This is a genomic window from Streptomyces sp. McG3, from assembly GCF_018619185.1.
Classification (GTDB): Bacteria; Actinomycetota; Actinomycetes; order Streptomycetales; family Streptomycetaceae; genus Streptomyces.
In genome coordinates, this window is record NZ_JAAXYC010000044.1 from 1 (window position 1) to 18,063 (window position 18,063).

Annotated in this window: 14 protein-coding genes; 9 read left to right on the top strand and 5 right to left on the bottom strand. The window is 72.6% G+C overall.

Annotated elements, in window-relative coordinates:
- Positions 1–59: 59 nt before the first annotated feature.
- From HET64_RS10380 to HET64_RS10410, 7 genes are all read left to right on the top strand, one after another.
- A complete protein-coding gene (locus tag HET64_RS10380; protein WP_215104068.1) occupies positions 60–983 on the top strand; it encodes an LLM class F420-dependent oxidoreductase in 924 nt (307 codons plus the stop codon).
- A gap of 36 nt (positions 984–1,019) precedes the next feature.
- Positions 1,020–1,949, top strand: coding sequence for a homocysteine S-methyltransferase (mmuM, locus tag HET64_RS10385; RefSeq protein WP_215104069.1), 930 nt, complete (start codon positions 1,020–1,022; stop codon positions 1,947–1,949).
- A 94-nt stretch (positions 1,950–2,043) separates the two neighbouring features.
- A complete protein-coding gene (locus HET64_RS10390; protein ID WP_215104071.1) occupies positions 2,044–3,540 on the top strand; it encodes a 3' terminal RNA ribose 2'-O-methyltransferase Hen1 in 1,497 nt (498 codons plus the stop codon).
- Positions 3,537–6,125, top strand: a complete 2,589-nt coding sequence (locus tag HET64_RS10395) for a polynucleotide kinase-phosphatase (RefSeq protein ID WP_215104073.1) — start codon at positions 3,537–3,539, stop codon at positions 6,123–6,125. The genes HET64_RS10390 and HET64_RS10395 overlap by 4 nt, the downstream gene beginning before the upstream one ends.
- 63 nt (positions 6,126–6,188) lie before the next feature.
- On the top strand, positions 6,189–7,424 hold the full coding sequence (locus tag HET64_RS10400) for an arginine deiminase (protein ID WP_215104075.1): 1,236 nt from the start codon (positions 6,189–6,191) through the stop codon (positions 7,422–7,424).
- Positions 7,425–7,538: 114 nt separating this feature from the next.
- Entirely contained in the window at positions 7,539–8,543 is a 1,005-nt protein-coding gene (gene argF, locus HET64_RS10405; protein ID WP_215104077.1) for an ornithine carbamoyltransferase, read from the top strand.
- A gap of 220 nt (positions 8,544–8,763) precedes the next feature.
- Complete coding sequence (locus HET64_RS10410) at positions 8,764–10,251, top strand: amino acid permease (protein WP_215104079.1); 1,488 nt, start codon at positions 8,764–8,766, stop codon at positions 10,249–10,251.
- Here the strand turns inward: HET64_RS10410 and HET64_RS10415 are convergent.
- Positions 10,202–10,651, bottom strand: a complete 450-nt coding sequence (locus HET64_RS10415) for an ATP-binding protein (RefSeq protein WP_097867015.1) — start codon at positions 10,649–10,651, stop codon at positions 10,202–10,204. The two genes, HET64_RS10410 and HET64_RS10415, sit on opposite strands and share 50 nt — an antisense overlap.
- A gap of 283 nt (positions 10,652–10,934) precedes the next feature.
- On the opposite strand from HET64_RS10415, the gene HET64_RS10420 reads away from it, so the two are divergent.
- Positions 10,935–11,762 carry an enoyl-CoA hydratase family protein gene (locus tag HET64_RS10420; RefSeq protein WP_215104081.1) on the top strand — a complete coding sequence of 276 codons (828 nt, stop codon included), beginning with the start codon at positions 10,935–10,937 and terminating at the stop codon, positions 11,760–11,762.
- Between the two features lie 131 nt (positions 11,763–11,893).
- Positions 11,894–14,164: a bifunctional salicylyl-CoA 5-hydroxylase/oxidoreductase gene (locus HET64_RS10425; RefSeq protein ID WP_215104124.1), complete on the top strand. Its 2,271-nt coding sequence runs from the start codon at positions 11,894–11,896 to the stop codon at positions 14,162–14,164.
- Here HET64_RS10425 and HET64_RS10430 read toward each other — a convergent pair.
- Genes HET64_RS10430 through HET64_RS10445 form a run of 4 tightly spaced genes read right to left on the bottom strand, consistent with a single transcriptional unit; the run spans position 14,151 to position 18,060 of the window.
- Entirely contained in the window at positions 14,151–14,612 is a 462-nt protein-coding gene (locus HET64_RS10430; protein WP_215104126.1) for a hypothetical protein, read from the bottom strand. The two genes, HET64_RS10425 and HET64_RS10430, sit on opposite strands and share 14 nt — an antisense overlap.
- A gap of 41 nt (positions 14,613–14,653) precedes the next feature.
- On the bottom strand, positions 14,654–15,484 hold the full coding sequence (locus HET64_RS10435; protein WP_215104083.1) for a GNAT family N-acetyltransferase: 831 nt from the start codon (positions 15,482–15,484) through the stop codon (positions 14,654–14,656).
- Between the two features lie 56 nt (positions 15,485–15,540).
- The gene (locus HET64_RS10440) at positions 15,541–16,362 is read right to left on the bottom strand and encodes a PaaX family transcriptional regulator C-terminal domain-containing protein (RefSeq protein ID WP_215104085.1); all 822 of its coding nucleotides are present in this window, start codon (positions 16,360–16,362) and stop codon (positions 15,541–15,543) included.
- A 9-nt stretch (positions 16,363–16,371) separates the two neighbouring features.
- A complete protein-coding gene (locus HET64_RS10445; RefSeq protein WP_215104087.1) occupies positions 16,372–18,060 on the bottom strand; it encodes an AMP-binding protein in 1,689 nt (562 codons plus the stop codon).
- Positions 18,061–18,063: the final 3 nt, after the last annotated feature.

Genomic DNA, 18,063 nt, shown 5'->3' on the forward strand with positions numbered 1-18,063 from the left:
GGGGAGGTCCGGCCTGGCTGGTGGGCGGGACCGGGGGCCGGAGAGGCAGGATGGAGGGCATGGATCTTCGCATCTTCACCGAGCCCCAGCAAGGGGCCGACTACGACACCTTGCTCACCGTCGCCAAGGCCGCCGAGGACCTGGGCTTCGACGCCTTCTACCGCTCCGACCACTATCTCCGCATGGGCTCCGGCGACGGTCTGCCCGGACCGACGGACGCCTGGATCACCCTCGCCGGACTGGCGCGCGAGACCCGGCGGATCCGGCTCGGCACGCTGATGACCGCCGGCACGTTCCGGCTGCCGGGAGTGCTGGCCATCCAGGTGGCCCAGGTCGACCAGATGTCCGGTGGCCGGGTCGAACTGGGCCTGGGCGCAGGTTGGTTCGAGGAGGAGCACAAGGCCTACGGCATTCCGTTCCCGAAGGAGAAGTTCGGCCGCCTGGAGGAGCAGCTCGCGATCATCACGGGTCTGTGGGCGACGGAGGCCGGCGGGACCTTCAGCTACGACGGCACCTACTACCAACTCACTGATTCGCCCGCGCTGCCCAAGCCGACCCAGACCAAGGTGCCCGTCCTGATCGGCGGTCACGGTGCGACGCGCACCCCGCGGCTCGCCGCGCAGTACGCGGACGAGTTCAACATCCCGTTCGCCTCGCTGGAGGACAGCGAGAAGCAGTTCGGCCGGGTCCGGGCCGCCGCGCAGGCGCACGGGCGTTCTCCGGACGACCTCGTCTACTCCAACGCGCTGATCGTCTGCACGGGCAAGGACGACGCCGAGGTCGCCCGACGCGCGGCGGCCATCGGCCGGGACGTGGAGGAGCTCAAGGCGAACGGGCTGGCGGGATCGCCCGCCGAGGTGGTCGACAAGATCGGCAGCTTCGAGGCGATCGGCTCGTCGAGGATCTACCTCCAGGTCCTCGATCTGGAGGACCTGGACCATCTGGAACTGATCTCCTCGCAGATCCAGTCCCAGCTGACCTGACCTGACCTGACCTGACCTGACGAGGAGGAGGTGGCTGTGCGTACCGTGCGCACGCTCGCCGACGCGCTGGACGCCGGACCCGTCCTGCTGGACGGCGGGCTCTCCAACCAACTGGAGGCGCAGGGCTGCGATCTGTCCGACACGCTGTGGTCGGCCAGGTTGCTGGCCGACGCGCCGGAACAGATCGAGGCCGCTCACCTCGCCTACCTCCGGGCGGGTGCGCGCGTCCTCATCACGGCCAGCTATCAGGCCACCTTCGAAGGGTTCGGGAGGTACGGGATCGACCGGGCCGGGACCGGGGCCCTGCTCGCCCGCAGCGTGGAGCTGGCCCGGGGCGCCGCCGACGCGGCGCGCCGGGCCGACCCCGATCGGGAGACCTGGGTCGCCGCATCGGTCGGACCGTACGGGGCGATGCTCGCCGACGGCAGCGAGTACCGGGGCCGTTACGGTCTGAGCATCCGGGAGCTGGAGCGCTTCCACCGCCCCCGGGTGGCGGCGCTGGCCGCTGCGGGGCCCGACGCCCTGGCGCTGGAGACGGTGCCGGACCTGGACGAGGCCGAGGCCCTGGTCCGGGTGGCCGAGGAGACCGGACTGCCGTACTGGCTCTCGTACAGCGTGGCGGGCGGCCGGACCCGGGCCGGCCAGCCCCTGGAGGAGGCGTTCGCGGTGGCGGCGGGGCGGGACTCCGTCCTCGCGGTCGGGGTCAACTGCTGCGATCCGGAGGAGGCACAGGGGGCGGTGGAGCAGGCGGTGGCGGTCACGGGCAGGCCCGCTGTGGTCTACCCGAACAGCGGGGAGGGCTGGGACGCCGGAGCACGGGGGTGGACCGGGCGCGGAACCTTCGACCCGGGGCGGGTGCGGGCCTGGACGCGGGCCGGGGCCCGGCTCGTCGGAGGCTGCTGCCGGGTGGGGCCGGACCTCGTCACGGAGCTGGAAGGGCGGTTGGAGGGTCAGGGCCCGCCGTAGCGGGTGTCCCCGGGGTCGTCCCGGAGATCGCTGTGTTCCGGGAGGAGCGAAAATGCCTGGTGGGAGCAGGGGGGCGACGACCATACTCGGACAGGTGTTCCTGACGATCGGTACGACCGGCACCCAAGAGCGTCCCGCCACGGACCTGGGCTTTCTGCTGCACAAGCATCCCGACAAGGCGCAGGCGTTCTCCACCTCGCACGGCTCCGCGCACGTCTTCTATCCCGAGGCGTCCGCCGAGCGCTGCACGGCCGCGCTCCTGCTGGAGGTGGATCCGGTGGCGCTGGTGCGGCGCGGCAAGGGCAAGGGCCGGGGCGGCGCCCCCGACGCGGCGCTCGCGCAGTACGTCAACGACCGCCCCTACGCGGCGTCCTCGTTGCTGTCGGTCGCCCTCGCCGCCGTGTTCAAGTCCGCGCTCGGCGGTGTCTGCCGGGCCATGCCCGAGCGGGCCGGGAGTCCGTTGCCGCTGCGGATCGAGGTGCCCGCACTGCCCGCCAGGGGCGGCGCCGAGCTGGTGCACAAGCTGTTCGCGCCGCTCGGCTGGTCGCGGGTCGACGTCACGGCCGTACCGCTGGACGAGGAGTTCCCCGCGTGGGGCGACTCCCGCTACGTACGTCTGGTGCTGGAGGGCGAGTTGCGGCTCGCGGACGCGCTGCGCCAGCTCTATGTCCTGCTCCCGGTGCTCGACGACGCCAAGCACTACTGGGTAGCGCCCGACGAGGTGGACAAGCTGCTGCGCGCGGGGGAGGGATGGCTGGCCGACCACCCCGAGCGGCCGTTGATCACCCGGCGCTATCTCTCCCACCGCTGGGGGCTCACGCGCCAGGCCGACCAGGCCCTGGAGCTGGTCCGGCTCGCCGAGTCGGACGACCTCGACGTCGACAGCGTCGACAACGCGGTGGACGAGAGCACCGACACCGAGGAGAAGCCGGTCCCGCTCGCCGAGCAGCGGCGCACCGCGATCCTCGACGCGCTGCGCTCCGCCGGGGCGAGCCGGGTGCTCGACCTCGGCTGTGGCCAGGGCCAGTTGGTGCAGGCGCTCCTCAAGGACGTGCGCTTCACCGAGATCGTGGGCGTCGACGTCTCGATGCGCGCCCTCACCATCGCCTCGCGGCGGCTGAAGCTCGACCGGATGGGAGAGCGCCGGGCGGACCGGGTCACCCTGCGGCAGGGTTCGCTCACCTACACCGACAAGCGGCTCGTGGGATACGACGCAGCCGTGCTCAGTGAGGTGATCGAGCACCTGGACCTGGACCGGCTGCCCGCCCTGGAGTACGCGGTGTTCGGAGCGGCGCGACCGGGGACCGTGCTCGTGACCACACCGAACGTCGAGTACAACGTCCGCTGGGAGACCCTCCCGGCCGGACACGTCCGGCACGGGGACCACCGCTTCGAGTGGACCCGGGCCGAATTCCGCGACTGGGCGGGGCAGGTCGCCGAACGGCACGGATACACCGTGCGGTACGCGCCGGTCGGGCCGGACGACCCCGAGGTGGGGCCGCCGACCCAGCTGGCCGTGTTCACCCGGACCGACGCCACCACGAACACCGCAACGACCGAGACGAAGACGAAGGAGGCGAAAGCCGCGTGAACGACGACCACAGCGACGCCAGTACGGAAGTCGGCACCGCCACCTCCACGGCCGCGCGCAGGTTGCCGGTGACCGACCTCTCCCTCGTCGTCCTCATCGGCGCCAGCGGATCGGGCAAGTCCACCTTCGCCCGCAAGCACTTCAAGCCGACCGAGATCGTCTCCTCCGACTTCTGCCGGGGCCTGGTCGCCGACGACGAGAACGACCAGAGCGCCAGCCGCGACGCCTTCGACGTGCTGCACTACATCGCCGGAAAGCGCCTGGAGGCCGGGCGGCTCACCGTGATCGACGCCACCAGCGTCCAGTCCGAGAGCCGCAAGCAGCTCGTCCAGCTGGCCAGGAAGTACGACGTCCTGCCCATCGCCATCGTCCTCGACCTCCCCGAAGAGGTCTGCGCCGCCCGCAACGCGGCCCGCCCGGACCGCGCCTCCATGCCGCGCCACGTCATCCAGCGGCACCGCCGCGAGCTGCGGCGTTCCCTGCGCGGCCTGGAGCGCGAGGGCTTCCGCAAGGTGCACGTCCTGCGCACCGAGGAGGAGGCCGAGAGCGCACGTGTGGTCCTGGAGCGCCGCTACAACGACCTGCGCCACCTCACCGGCCCGTTCGACATCATCGGGGACATCCACGGCTGCCGCTCCGAGCTGGACACCCTGCTCGGCAAGCTCGGCTACGTGGACGGCGCCCACCCCGAAGGACGTACGGCCGTGTTCGTCGGCGACCTCGTCGACCGGGGCCCCGACAGCCCCGGTGTGCTGCGCCGCGTCATGTCCATGGTGTCGGCGGGCACCGCCCTGTGCGTTCCCGGCAACCACGAGAACAAGCTCGGCCGTTATCTCGCGGGCCGCAAGGTCCAGCTCACCCACGGGCTCGCCGAGACCGTCGAGCAGTTGGAGCGCGAGGACGCCGAGCACCCCGAGTTCCGGGGGCAGGTGCGGAAGTTCATCGACGGGCTGGTAAGCCACTACGTCCTGGACGACGGCAAGCTGGTGGTCTGTCACGCAGGGCTGCCCGAGAAGTACCACGGCCGTACCTCCGGCCGGGTCCGCTCGCACGCGCTGTACGGGGACACGACGGGGGAGACCGACGAGTTCGGCCTGCCCGTGCGCTACCCGTGGGCCGAGGAGTACCGGGGCCGCGCCACCGTGGTCTACGGCCACACCCCGGTGCCCACCACCTCCTGGATCAACAACACCATCTGCCTGGACACCGGGGCCGTCTTCGGCGGGAGGATGACCGCGCTGCGCTGGCCGGAGCGCGAACTGGTCGACGTACCCGCCGAGAAGGTCTGGTACGAGCCCGTCAAGCCGCTGACCACCGAGGCGCCCGGGGGCCGGGAGGGCCGGCCCCTGGACATCGCCGACGTCCAGGGCCGCCGGACCGTGGAGACCCGGCACATGGGCCGCGTCGCCGTGCGCGAGGAGAACGCCGCCGCCGCGCTCGAGGTCATGAGCCGGTTCGCCGTCGACCCGCAGCTCCTCGCCTACCTCCCGCCCACCATGGCGCCCACCGCCACCTCCCGCGAGGACGGATTCCTGGAGCACCCGGCCGAGGCCTTCGCGCAGTACGCCGGCGACGGCGTCGAGCGGGTCGTGTGCGAGGAGAAGCACATGGGCTCCCGGGCGGTCGCCCTGGTCTGCAAGGACGCCGGGGCCGCGACCGCGCGCTTCGGCACGGCGGGCCCCACCGGCGCGCTGTACACCCGCACCGGGCGCCCGTTCCTGGACGACACGGCGATGACCGAGGCGGTCCTGGACCGGCTCCGCACCGCCGTCACCGCCGCCGGGCTCTGGGAGGAGTGGGACACCGACTGGGTGCTCCTGGACGCCGAGCTGATGCCGTGGTCGCTCAAGGCCGGCGGGCTGCTGCGCTCGCAGTACGCCGCCGTCGGCGCCGCGTCCGGCGCGGTCTTCCCGCCGGCCGTCGCCGCCCTGGAACAGGCGGTCGCCCGGGGCGTCGAGGTGGTGGGCCTCGCCGGACTCCAGCGGGCCCGCGCCAGGGACGCGGCCGCGTTCACCGAGGCGTACCGGCGCTACTGCTGGCCCACCGAGGGGCTGGACGGGGTGCGGCTCGCGCCGTTCCAGATCCTCGCGGTCCAGGGCCGCTCCCTGGCCTCCGTGCCGCACGACGAGCAGCTCGCCTGGCTGGACCGGCTCGTGGAGCACGACCCGACCGGGCTGCTCCAGGTCACCCGCCGGCTCGTCGTCGACACCGGGGACGAGTCCTCCGTCCGCGCGGGCGTGGACTGGTGGCTGGAGATGACCGGGCGGGGCGGCGAGGGCATGGTCGTCAAGCCGCTCGGCGCCCTGGTCCGGGACGCCAAGGGCCGGCTCGTCCAGCCCGGCATCAAGGTGCGCGGCCGGGAGTATCTCCGCATCATCTACGGCCCCGAGTACACCCGCCCGGACAATCTGGAGCGCCTGCGCTCCCGGTTCCTCGGCCACAAGCGCTCGTTGGCGCTGCGGGAGTACGCGCTCGGTCTGGAGGCCCTGGACCGGCTGGCGGAGGGGGAGCCGCTGTGGCGGGTCCACGAGGCGGTGTTCGCGGTCCTGGCCCTGGAGTCGGAGCCGGTGGACCCCCGTCTCTGAGAGCCGCCCAACCCGTAGGCGATTCGCGGGGTGAACGGCGCTCCGCGCGGTGAGGATGAAGGCATGGGATTCCACGTCGACTCCGAAGCCGGGCGGCTGCGCCGCGTCGTACTGCACCGCCCCGATCTGGAGCTGAAGCGGCTCACCCCCAGGAACAAGGACGCGCTCCTGTTCGACGACGTGCTGTGGGTGCGCCGCGCCCGGGAGGAACACGACGGGTTCGCCGACGTGCTGCGCGACCGGGGGGTCGCCGTGCACCTCTTCGGCGATCTCCTGCGCGAGTCCCTCGACATCCCGGTCGCCCGGCGGCTCGTGCTCGACCGGGTCTTCGACGAGAAGGAGTACGGTCCGCTCGCCACCGAGCATCTGCGGGCCGCCTTCGAGGAACTGTCCTCGGAGGAGCTGGCGGAGGCGCTGGTCGGCGGCATGACCAAGCGGGAGTTCCTGGAGCGGCACAGCGAGCCGACCTCCGTCCGCTTCCACGTCATGGACCTGGACGACTTCCTGCTCGGCCCGCTGCCGAACCACCTCTTCACCCGGGACACCTCGGCATGGATCTACGACGGGGTCTCCATCAACGCGATGCGCTGGCCCGCCAGACAGCGCGAGACCGTCCACTTCGAGGCGATCTACCGGCACCATCCCCTCTTCACCGGCCCGGAGGCGGGCGCCTTCCACCACTGGTCGGAGGGTCAGGACGACTACCCCTCCACCATCGAGGGCGGTGACGTCCTGGTCATCGGGCAGGGCGCCGTCCTCATCGGGATGAGCGAGCGCACCACGCCGCAGGCCGTGGAGATGCTGGCCCGGGGCCTCTTCGGCGCCGGTTCGGCGCGCACGATCGTGGCGCTCGACATGCCCAAGACCCGGGCGTTCATGCACCTGGACACGGTGATGACGATGATCGACGGCGACACGTTCACCCAGTACGCCGGTCTCGGCATGCTCCGCTCGTACACCATCGAGCCCGGCAGCGGCCCCCGCGAGCTGAAGGTCACCGACCATCCTCCCGAGCACATGCACCGCGCCATCGCCGCCGCCCTCGGGCTCGACTCCATCCGGGTGCTCACCGCCACCCAGGACGTGCACGCGGCCGAGCGCGAGCAGTGGGACGACGGCTGCAACGTGCTGGCGGTCGAGCCCGGGGTCGTCGTCGCGTACGAGCGCAACGCCACGACCAACACCTATCTCCGCAAGCAGGGCATCGAGGTGATCGAGATCCGGGGCAGCGAGCTGGGCCGGGGACGTGGCGGGCCGCGCTGTATGAGCTGTCCGGTGGAGCGGGACCCCGTGGGCTGAGAAGCGTGCGGACCGCGCACCCTGACCCTGTATAGAGATGCGGGTAGTCGTATAGACTTCCAGTTCTGCCCGCGTGCAGTGCGCCGATCCCCGTCCGACCCAGGAGCAGTCATCATGGCCATAGACCTCACCGGTCGCCACTTCCTCAAGGAGCTGGACTTCACCTCCGAGGAGTTTCTCGGCCTGGTCTCCCTGGCCGCCGAGCTCAAGGCGGCCAAGAAGGCCGGAGGCGAGGTCCAGCGGCTGCGCGGGAAGAACATCGCGCTGATCTTCGAGAAGACCTCGACCCGTACGCGCTGCGCGTTCGAGGTCGCCGCCGCCGACCAGGGCGCCTCCACCACCTACCTGGACCCGTCGGGCTCGCAGATGGGCCACAAGGAGTCCGTGAAGGACACCGCCCGGGTGCTCGGCCGGATGTTCGACGGGATCGAGTACCGGGGCGACAGCCAGCAGGCCGTCGAGGACCTGGCCGCGTACGGCGGAGTGCCGGTCTTCAACGGGCTCACGGACGACTGGCACCCGACCCAGATGCTCGCCGACGTGCTCACCATGACCGAGTTCCGCGAGGGGCCCGTCACGGGGACGGCCTTCGCCTACCTCGGCGACGCCCGCTTCAACATGGGCAACTCCTACCTGATCACCGGCGCCCTGCTCGGCCTGGACGTCAGGATCGTCGCCCCCGAGGCCTACTGGCCGGACGAGGCCGTCGTGGCGCGGGCCCGGGTGCTCGCCGAGGTCAGCGGCGCCACGATCACCCTCACCGGCGATGTCGCCGAAGGCGTGCGGGGCGCCGACTTCGTCGCCACCGACGTCTGGGTCTCCATGGGGGAGCCCAAGGAGGTGTGGGCCGAGCGCATCGCCGCCCTCGGTCCCTACGCCGTGACGATGGACGTCCTGCGGGCCACCGGCAACCCGGACGTGAAGTTCCTGCACTGCCTGCCCGCCTTCCACGACCTGGGCACCCAGGTCGGCCGGGACATCCACGCCCGGTACGGGCTGACCGAGCTGGAGGTCAGCGACGAGGTCTTCGAGTCCGCTCACTCGGTCGTCTTCGACCAGGCGGAGAACCGGATGCACACGATCAAGGCCGTGCTGGTGGCGACGCTCGCGGGGAAGTAGCCCCGCCGCTACCAGCGGGTACGGGTACGGAGCAGGGGTTCGCATGCTCATACACCCGATTGGGTGAACATGCGTGGTGGTGGCTACGATGTCGCCTCTTGGTGGGGTTCGGGCTCGCGATGCCCGGACCCCTTCCCATGTGCCGCCCGCGGTCCCCACGGCCGCCGTGCGCACCGGGAAACGTCCCCCCACTGCACCACCAGAGATGAGAACGTCCCGCATGAGCACCGGTCTGCCGGATTCCGGCACCCCGCAGCGCCCCGGCCCCTCGAAGCCGGGCCTGCGCCGCAAGAGTCCCGATCAGCTCATCGCCGAGTCCGGCGGCGACCTGGAGGGCCACGGCCTCAAGCGCACGATGGGCCTCTTCCAGCTCGTCTGCTTCGGGGTCGGTGCGATCGTCGGCACCGGCATCTTCGTCGGGCTCTCCGACAGCGTCGCCGAGGCCGGCCCCGCCGTCGTGATCTCGTTCGTCCTCGCGGCCATCACCTGCATCTTCACCGCCCTCTCCTTCGCGGAGCTGGGCAGCGCCATCCCGGTCTCCGGAAGCTCGTACTCCTTCGCGTACGCGGCGCTCGGCGAGCGCACCGCCTTCCTCGTCGGCTGGTGCCTGCTGCTGGAGTACGGCGTGTCGGTCTCCGCCGTCGCGGTGGGCTGGAGCCAGTACGTCAACGAGCTGCTGAACAGCGTGATCGGCCTGCAACTCCCCGAGGCCCTGTCCGCCGGTCCCGCCGAGGGCGGTGTGGTCAATCTGCCCGCGATCGTCGTGATCGCCATGGCCGCCGCGCTGCTGGTGCGCGGGGTCCGGGAGAGTGCCACCGCGACCGCCGCCATGGCGATCCTGAAGATCGGCATCCTGGTCGCGTTCTGCGCCGTGGCGTTCAGCGCGTTCGAGGACGACAACCTCATGCCGTTCGCGACCCACGGGCTCGGCGGCATCACCGCGGGCGCCTCGCTGGCGTTCTTCTCCTACATCGGCTTCGACGCCATCACCACCGCCGGCGAAGAGGTCAAGAACCCCCGGCGGAACATCCCCATCGCCATCCTGATCTGCATCGGCGTCGTCACCCTGCTCTACTGCGCGGTGGCGCTCTCGGCCATCGGCGCGATCGGCTCGGACGCCGTCGCCAACAAGAGCGCGGCCCTCTCGATCGCCGTCAACCAGGTCACCGACTCCACGGTCGGCGGCGGCATCATCGCCTTCGGCGCGGTCGTCGCCATCGCCTCGGTGGTGCTCGCCGTGATGTACGGGCAGACCCGCATCCTCATGTCGATGTCCCGCGACGGGCTCATCCCGCGCGTCTTCGAGCGGGTCTCGCCCACGACCCACACCCCGGTCGCCAACACCTGGATCGTGGCCGGTGTCTTCGCGGTCCCGGCCGCGTTCGTCCCGCTCGACGTCGTCGTGAACCTGACGACCATCGGCACGCTCGCCACGATGGTCGCCGTCAATGTCGCGGTGGTGGTGCTCCGGCGGAGCGCCCCCGGGCTGAAGCGGACCTTCCGGGTGCCGCTCTACCCGGTGAGCCCGCTGCTGGGCGTCTTGTTCTGCCTGTATCTGATGTACGGGACCGGCTGGACGACCTGGGTCCAGTTCGCGGTCTTCCTCGCCGTCGGGTCGCTGCTGTACGCCGGCTACGGGCGCAAGCGCTCCCGGCTGGTCAGCTCCCCGGGGACGGACCCGGCTGCGCCGGTATCGCCGGAAGCGTGAACCACACGGCCTTGCCGTGCTCCGTGGTGCGGTGACCGCACGCGGAGCTGAGGGTCCGGATCAGCAGCAGGCCGCGGCCGTGCTCCTGCCAGGGATCGACCTCACAGCCCGGCTGCGGCCGGGACAGGTCGCCCGGCGGGGCGGGGTCGCGGTCGTGCACCTCGACCTGGCAGCCGGTGGGCAGCAGCTCCACGACCAGCTCGATGGGCTCACCGCCCAGGGTGTGCTCGACGGCGTTGGCCACCAGCTCGGCGGTCAGCAGCTCGGCGGTGTCGCTGTCGGCCGGGGCGTCGATGTCCGACAGTGCCGTACGGATGAGAGCGCGGGCGATCGGCACGGCCGCGGTGGAGTGCGGCAGGGCGATGCGCCAGGAGGCGGGGACGGGGACGTCGGGCGGCACGGCGGGGTTTCCGTTCGGGAGCGGGTCTTCCTCGAAGCGGGAGGTCTCGACTTCTGGGGTTCACGCGGTACTCGTGTCGGGACTTCCTGGTTTCAACCTTACGAACCGTTCCGGTCCGGCCATAGAGGCGGTCGGCCGGAGCAAAGGGGACTTTCGCCACAACGGTCTCATGGATGCTGTATTGCGACCTCGTGACGGCGGTCACGTAAGGGTGATAACTTCGGAGGCGGAACGCGACCCGCGCACGGCCGGCACCAGCCCGATCGCTGAAGGGGACCCCTCCATGAGCCCGTTTCCCAGCTCGGCCCCGAGCACCGAGGAATGGCGTCATCTGCGGCTGACCCGGGACGACGGTGTGGCCACCGTCACACTCGCCCGCCCCGAGAAACTCAACGCGCTCACCTTCGGCGCCTACGCGGATCTGCGTGACCTCCTCGCCGAGCTCTCCCGGGAACGTTCCGTCCGCGCCCTCGTCCTCGCCGGTGAGGGGCGCGGCTTCTGCTCCGGCGGAGACGTCGACGAGATCATCGGCGCCACCCTGGCCATGGACACCGCGCAGCTCCTCGAATTCAACCGGATGACCGGCCAGGTAGTCCGGGTCCTGCGGGAGTGCCCCTTCCCCGTCGTCGCCGCCGTCCACGGCGTCGCCGCCGGGGCCGGAGCCGTGCTGGCCCTGGCGGCGGACTTCCGGATCGCCGACCCGTCGGCCCGCTTCTCCTTCCTCTTCACCCGGGTCGGCCTCTCCGGCGGCGACATGGGCGCGGCCTATCTGCTGCCCCGGGTCGTCGGCCTCGGCCACGCCACCCGGCTCCTGATGCTCGGGGACGCCGTCCGCGCCCCGGAGGCGGAGCGCATCGGGCTGATCAGCGAGCTGGCCGAGGAGGGGAAGGCCGACGAGCGCGCCGCCGGGCTGGCCCGCCGCCTCGCCGACGGCCCGGCCCTCGCGCTCGCCCAGACCAAGGCCCTGCTCACCGCCGAGCTGGACATGCCGCTCGCCGCCTCCGTCGAGCTGGACGCCAACACCCAGGCACTCCTCATGCACGGCGAGGACTACGCCGAGTTCCACGCCGCCTTCACCGAGAAGCGGCCGCCGAAGTGGCAGGGGAGGTAGCCGTGCCGGCCCCCGAGTCGACCCGGCGCCCCGACGCCGCCGTGCCGGCCCCCGAAGCCGCCCGACGCCCGGACGCCCCCGTGCCGGTTCCCGAGGCGACCCGGCGCCCGGGTGAGGCTGAGCCGGACCGCGTGCGGCGGATCGCGGTCGTCGGCGGCGGCCCCGGCGGTCTCTACGCCGCGGCCCTCCTCAAGCGGCTCGACCCGGACCGCGCCGTCACCGTCTTCGAGCGCAACGCCCCCGACGACACCTTCGGCTTCGGCGTCGTCCTCTCCGACGAGACCCTCGGCTCCATCGAACACGCCGACCCCGAGGTGTACCGGGCGCTGAGAGCCGAGTTCGTCCGCTGGGACACCATCGACATCGTCCACCGGGGCCGGACCCACACCTCCGGCGGCCACGGCTTCGCCGCCCTCGGCCGCCGCCGGCTCCTGGAGATCCTGCACGAGCGCTGCACCGGCCTCGGCGTCGACCTCCGCTTCCGCGCCCCGGCCCCGCCCGCAGCCGAGCTCGCCGCCCACCACGACCTGGTCATCGCCGCCGACGGGGTGCACAGCGCCACCCGCGCGGCCCACGCCGACTCCTTCGGCCCGAGCGTCACCGGGCACCGCAACCGCTACATCTGGCTCGCCGCCGACTTCGCGCTCGACGCCTTCCGCTTCGAGATCACCGAAACCCCGTACGGCGTCATGCAGTTGCATGGATACCCGTACGCGGCGGACGCCTCCACCGTCATCGTCGAGATGCGCGAGGAGGTCTGGCGCGCCGCCGGGCTCGACACCTGTGACGCGGCCGAATCCACCGCCCGTTGCGCCAAGTTCTTCACCGAAGCGCTGGACGGCCGCCCGCTGCGCGGCAACAGTTCCTCCTGGCTCGCCTTCCGCACGGTCGCCAACTCCCGCTGGTCCCACGGCAACACCGTGCTCATCGGCGACGCGGCCCACACCGCCCACTTCTCCATCGGCTCCGGCACCAAGCTCGCCGTCGAGGACGCCCTGGCGCTGGCCGCCTGCGTCGAGGAACAGCCGGACCTGCCGACGGCCCTCGCCGCGTACGAGGCCGAGCGTCGCCCGGTCGTCGCCTCCACCCAGCGCGCCGCGGCGGCCAGCCTGCGCTGGTTCGAGGAGCTGGCCACCTACGTGGACCAGCCGCCCCGCCGCTTCGCGTTCAATCTGCTCACCCGCAGCCGCCGGGTCACCCACGACAACCTCCGACTGCGAGACGCCTCGTTCACCGCCGCCGTCGAGGAGGAGTTCGGCTGCCCGCCGGGCACCCCGCCGATGTTCACCCCGCTGCGCCTGCGCGGCCTCGAACTGCGCAACCGCGTCGTCGTCTCGCCCATGGACATGTACTCCGCCACCGACGGGCTGCCCGCCGACTTCCACCTCGTCCACCTCGGGGCCCGGGCGCTCGGCGGTGCGGGACTCACGATGACCGAGATGGTCTGCGTCAGCCCCGAGGGCCGCATCACCCCCGGCTGCACCGGCCTGTGGAACGACGAACAGGCCGTCGCCTGGCGGCGGATCACCGACTTCGTCCATACCTCCGCCCCCGGCGCCGCCATCGGGGTGCAGCTCGGCCACTCCGGCCGCAAGGGCTCCACGAGGCTGATGTGGGAAGGCATCGACCAGCCCCTGGAGGACGGCAACTGGCCGCTGGCGGCCGCCTCCCCGCTCCCGTACGAGCCGGGCGTCAGCCAGGTCCCCGCGGAGCTGGACCGGGCCGGACTGGACGCCGTGCGTGAGCAGTTCGTGGCGGCCGCCCGGCGCGCCGCCGGCTCCGGCTTCGACCTCCTCGAACTGCACTGCGCTCACGGCTACTTGCTCTCCGGCTTCCTCTCCCCGCTCACCAACCGCCGCACCGACGCCCACGGCGGATCCCTGGCCGGGCGGCTCCGCTTCCCCCTGGAGGTCTTCGACGCCGTACGCGAAGTGTGGCCCGATGAACGGCCGATGACCGTGCGGATCTCGGCCACCGACTGGGCCGAGGGCGGCACCGACGCCGAGGACGCCGTCGCGATCGCCCGCGCCTTCGCCGACCACGGGGCCGACGCCATCGACGTCTCCACCGGCCAGGTCGTGGCCGAGGAGCGCCCCGAGTACGGCCGCTCCTACCAGACCCCGTACGCCGACCGGATCCGCAACACCGTCGGCGTCCCCGTCATCGCGGTCGGCGCGATCTCCTCCTGGGACGACGTCAACTCCCTGCTCCTGGCGGGCCGCGCCGACCTCTGTGCCCTGGCCCGCCCCCATCTGTACGACCCGCACTGGACGCTGCACGCGGCGGCCGAACAGGGCTACAGCGGCCCGGGCGCTCCCTGGCCCCTTCCGTACGGCGCGGGCAGCCGCCCGCCGCCCACCGGCCGCACCGACGGACCGAAGCCCCGGCTCACGCTGGGCTGAGGCAGCCGTGGCAGCGGCAAGGGACGGGGTGCGGCACACCGTCCCAGTGCTCCTCGCGGTACCGCGGAGCCAGGCGCGCGAGCAGGGCGGCCAGCTCCTCGGCGTACTCCCGCGTGGCCCAGGATCCGTCGACGCCCAGCGCTGCCACGCGGCGCAGTACCGCAGGGCTGTACACCGCGACGGGCCGGAAGGTGTGGAGATTGCGGGTCGCCATGTCGATGGTGATGTACGCACCGGTGTGCCGGCCGCGCCCGATGGTGGTCAACTGCTCGTGCCCCATGCCCCCGTAGGTTGTGACGACGTGCAGCTTGGACCCGCCCCGGTACGACTTGGTCCCGGGCCGCAGTTCCTGCCCGCCCTCCCCGTACCGCCGCCACCGCACCACGTTCGCGGCGACGAGCCACAGCGGCTCCGCCGTCACGAGCTCCTCGGCCACGGGGCCGGCCATGGGCTCCTCGGTCACGGATTCCTCGGCCACGGGCTCCTCGGTCACGGGTGCCTCCTCAACAGCAGCCGGTCCGCGACCGGTTCGTAGCCGATGCGCAGATACACGCTGTTGCTCGTCGGGTTGGCGAGGTCGGTGAACAGCACGACCTCCGCGGCTCCCGCCTCCCCGGCCGCCCGCCCGGCCTCGTCCGTCACGGCGGCCGCGTACCCCCGGCCGCGAAGCTCCGGCGGGGTGTACACCAAGGTCACCCGCACCGTGCCCGCCAGCATCCGGGAGCGCCCCGCGAGAGCCACCGGAGCCCCGCCGCTCTCCCAGAGGGTGAGCGCCCCGCGTTCCGTTCCCTCGTCCACCAGCCACTCGGCCGAGGACTTGGACTGCCCGGTCGCGTCGGCGAATCCGCGCACCCACTCCACGAGCAGCGCCCGGTCCGCCGGCGTCGCCGCCCTGGCCCGGCCATCCGGCGCGGGGGAGGGCGGTCGCGGCGGACCCAGCCGGTACAGCCGCTGCTCCTGCTCGGTCCGGTAGCCGGGGAGCCGGGCGGCCAGCAGCGCCGCGGTGCCCCGGTCCGCGTTGACGGCGTCCAGATCCGGGCCCGCTCCCAGGGCTTCCGCCAGCGGACCCACCGCGTCCGCCGGCACGGCGTTCAGCAGCGCGGGATGCGGCGGAGTGCGCAGCAGGGTCCCCGCCACCGCCCCGTCCGCCCCGCGCCACCAGCCGAGCACCGGATCGCCCCCGCCGTAGTGGTGCGGGCCCGCGTGCCTCAGCCGCTCGGTGACGGTCAGCGCCACCGTGTGCTCGACGGGCCGCGCGGCGAGCGACGCGCCGGCGGCGGCGAGGAACGTGGCGACGTCGTTCGTGAAGGTCCAGGTCATGCCTCATCCTGCCCGTGGGCCGGGGCCCGGGGCACCTGGATTTCACCCCGGCGGGGTCACGGCCGCACGTACCGCTCCCCGGCGTCCCGCAGCCGCTCGTGCAGCCGGCCGAACACCTCCGCGGATCGCCCGCCCGGCCAGTCCCCGGGCAGCAGCTCGGGCGGCAGACCCGGGTCCGCGTAAGGGAGTTGCCGCCACGAGTCCAGGGCCAGCAGATAGTCCCGGTAGGCGGTCTGCGGGCGGGGTGCGTCGTCGGTTTCCCCGGACGCCTCCCAGTCCCGCAGCACCGGCTCGTGCAGCTCCAGGAACTCGTGGTGCAGCCGCGCCACCGCCGCCAGGTCCCACCAGCGGGCCACCGCCTCGCGGGTGGCGGCGAAGCCGAGGTGCTCGCCGCGGAACAGGTCCACGTACGGGGCGAGCCCGAGCCGCTCCAGGGTGTGGCGGGTCTCCTCGTACAGCCCGGCCGGCGCGATCCACACCCCGGGCGCGGCCGTGCCGAAGCCGAGCCGGGCCAGCCGGGAGCGCAGGAGATGGCGCTTGTTGCGCTCCGCCTCGGGCACGGAGAACACCGCGAGCACCCAGCCGTCGGAGAGCCGCGGCCCGGGCCGCCCGTAGATCCGCCGGTCCCCGTCGTCCAGCAGTTGCCGGGCGTCCGGCGACAGCGCGTACCCCGCCGAACCGTCCGCCGCACGGGCGGCCACCAGCAGCCCGCGCCGCTTCAGCCGCGAGACGCAGGAGCGTACGGAAGGGGCGTCGACGCCGACGGCGTGCAGCAGACGGATCAGCTCCGACACCGCGAACGGCGCGCCGTCCGGCGGTCGGCCGTAGGCGCCGTAGAGCGTGACGATCAGGGAACGGGGGGTGCGCAGCTCGGCCACGTGATCACTTTAGAGGTGCTGGTCCCGCAGCAGGAACCGCTGGAGTTTTCCGGTGGCCGTACGGGGCAGGGACGCCTGGAAGACGAAGACCCGCGGGCACTTGTGCGGGGCCAGGCCGGCCTTCATATGGGCCCGCAGCGAGTCGGCCGTCTGCTCCGAGCCCTCCGTCAGCACCACGTGGGCCACCACGATCTCGCCGCGCAGTTCGTCCGCCCGGCCCACCACGGCGGCCTCCGCGACCTCCGGATGGCGCAGCAGGGCGTCCTCCACCTCGGGGCCCGCGATGTTGTAGCCGGAGGAGATGATCATGTCGTCGGCGCGGGCCACGTAGCGGAAGTAGCCGTCCGGTTCGCGGACGAAGGTGTCGCCGGTCATGTTCCAGCCGTGCCGGACGTACTCCGTCTGGCGGGGGTCGGAGAGATAGCGGCAGCCGACCGGACCACGCACGGCGAGCAGTCCCGCCTCGCCGTCGGGCAGTTCGTCCCCGCGCTCGTCCACCACGCGGGCCTGCCACCCCGGCACGGGCACCCCCGTCGTGCCCGGCCGGATCGCGTCGTCGGCCGCCGAGATGAAGATGTGCAGCAGCTCCGTGGCCCCGATGCCGTTGATGATGCGCAGCCCCGTCGCCTCGTGCCAGGCCCCCCAGGTCGACGCAGGGAGGTTCTCCCCGGCCGACACACAGCGCCGCAGCGCCGAGAGGTCGTGGCCGTCCAGCTGCCCGAGCATCGTGCGGTAGGCCGTCGGCGCGGTGAACAGCACCGAGACCCGGTGCCGGACCAGCGCGGGCAGCAGCTGCCGCGGCCCCGCCTGCTCCAGCAGCAGCGTCGAGGCCCCGGCCCGCAGCGGGAAGACCAGCAGCCCGCCCAGGCCGAACGTGAAGCCCAGCGGCGGACTGCCCGCGAACACGTCGTCGGCACAGGGGCGCAGCACGTGCCGGGAGAAGGTGTCGGCGATGGCCAGGAGGTCCCGGTGCAGGTGCATGCAGCCCTTGGGGCGTCCGGTGGTGCCCGAGGTGAACGCGATGAGCGCGACCTCGTCGGCGGCCGTGTCCACCGCCCGGTACGGCCCGGTCCTGGCCTCGGTCAGCCGGGTCAGGTCCCCGGGCGCGTCCCCGCCGAACAGGGTGACCCGCAGGCCCTCCACGTCCGCCTCCGCCAGGTCCCGCGCCGACCGGGCGTCGCACAGGGCGTGGCCGATGCGCGCCAGCGAGCAGATGGTGGCCAGCTCCGTCGCGCGCGCCTGCGCCAGCACGGTGACGGCGACCGCGCCCGCCTTCATGACGGCGAGCCAGCAGGCGGCCAGCCAGGGCGTCGTCGGCCCGCGCAGCAGCACCCGGTTGCCCGGCACGACGCCCAGGTCGTCCGTGAGCACATGGGCGATGCGGTCCACCGTCTCCCGCAGCTCTCCGTAGCTCCAGACGCTCCCGTCGCCGGAGAGCAGCGCGGGGCGGTCCGCGCCCCGTTCCTCGACGGTCCGGTCCAGCAGTTCGTGCCCGCAGTTCAGCCGGTCGGGGTAGCGCGGCGCGGGATCGTCCAGGAGGAGCTCAGGCCACTGCTCCGGCGGCGGGAGATGGTCGCGCGTGAAGGTGTCGGCGTGGGCGCCCGCGGCGTGACCGGACGGCTCGGGATGCGCGCCGGGGACGCGTACGGACGCGTCGGCGGCGGCTGTGGGCGTGTTCGGCGAGGAATTCGGCTCCATGAA

What these genes read in the sequence shown, in the direction of transcription:
- HET64_RS10380 (WP_215104068.1), top strand. Translation starts at nt 60, where the DNA reads ATGGATCTTCGCATCTTCACCGAGCCCCAGCAAGGGGCCGACTACGAC.
- HET64_RS10400 (WP_215104075.1), top strand. Translation starts at nt 6,189, where the DNA reads ATGGGATTCCACGTCGACTCCGAAGCCGGGCGGCTGCGCCGCGTCGTA.
- argF (WP_215104077.1), top strand. Translation starts at nt 7,539, where the DNA reads ATGGCCATAGACCTCACCGGTCGCCACTTCCTCAAGGAGCTGGACTTC.
- HET64_RS10410 (WP_215104079.1), top strand. Translation starts at nt 8,764, where the DNA reads ATGAGCACCGGTCTGCCGGATTCCGGCACCCCGCAGCGCCCCGGCCCC.
- HET64_RS10420 (WP_215104081.1), top strand. Translation starts at nt 10,935, where the DNA reads ATGAGCCCGTTTCCCAGCTCGGCCCCGAGCACCGAGGAATGGCGTCAT.
- HET64_RS10430 (WP_215104126.1), bottom strand. Translation starts at nt 14,612, where the DNA reads ATGGCCGGCCCCGTGGCCGAGGAGCTCGTGACGGCGGAGCCGCTGTGG.
- HET64_RS10435 (WP_215104083.1), bottom strand. Translation starts at nt 15,484, where the DNA reads ATGACCTGGACCTTCACGAACGACGTCGCCACGTTCCTCGCCGCCGCC.
- HET64_RS10445 (WP_215104087.1), bottom strand. Translation starts at nt 18,060, where the DNA reads ATGGAGCCGAATTCCTCGCCGAACACGCCCACAGCCGCCGCCGACGCG.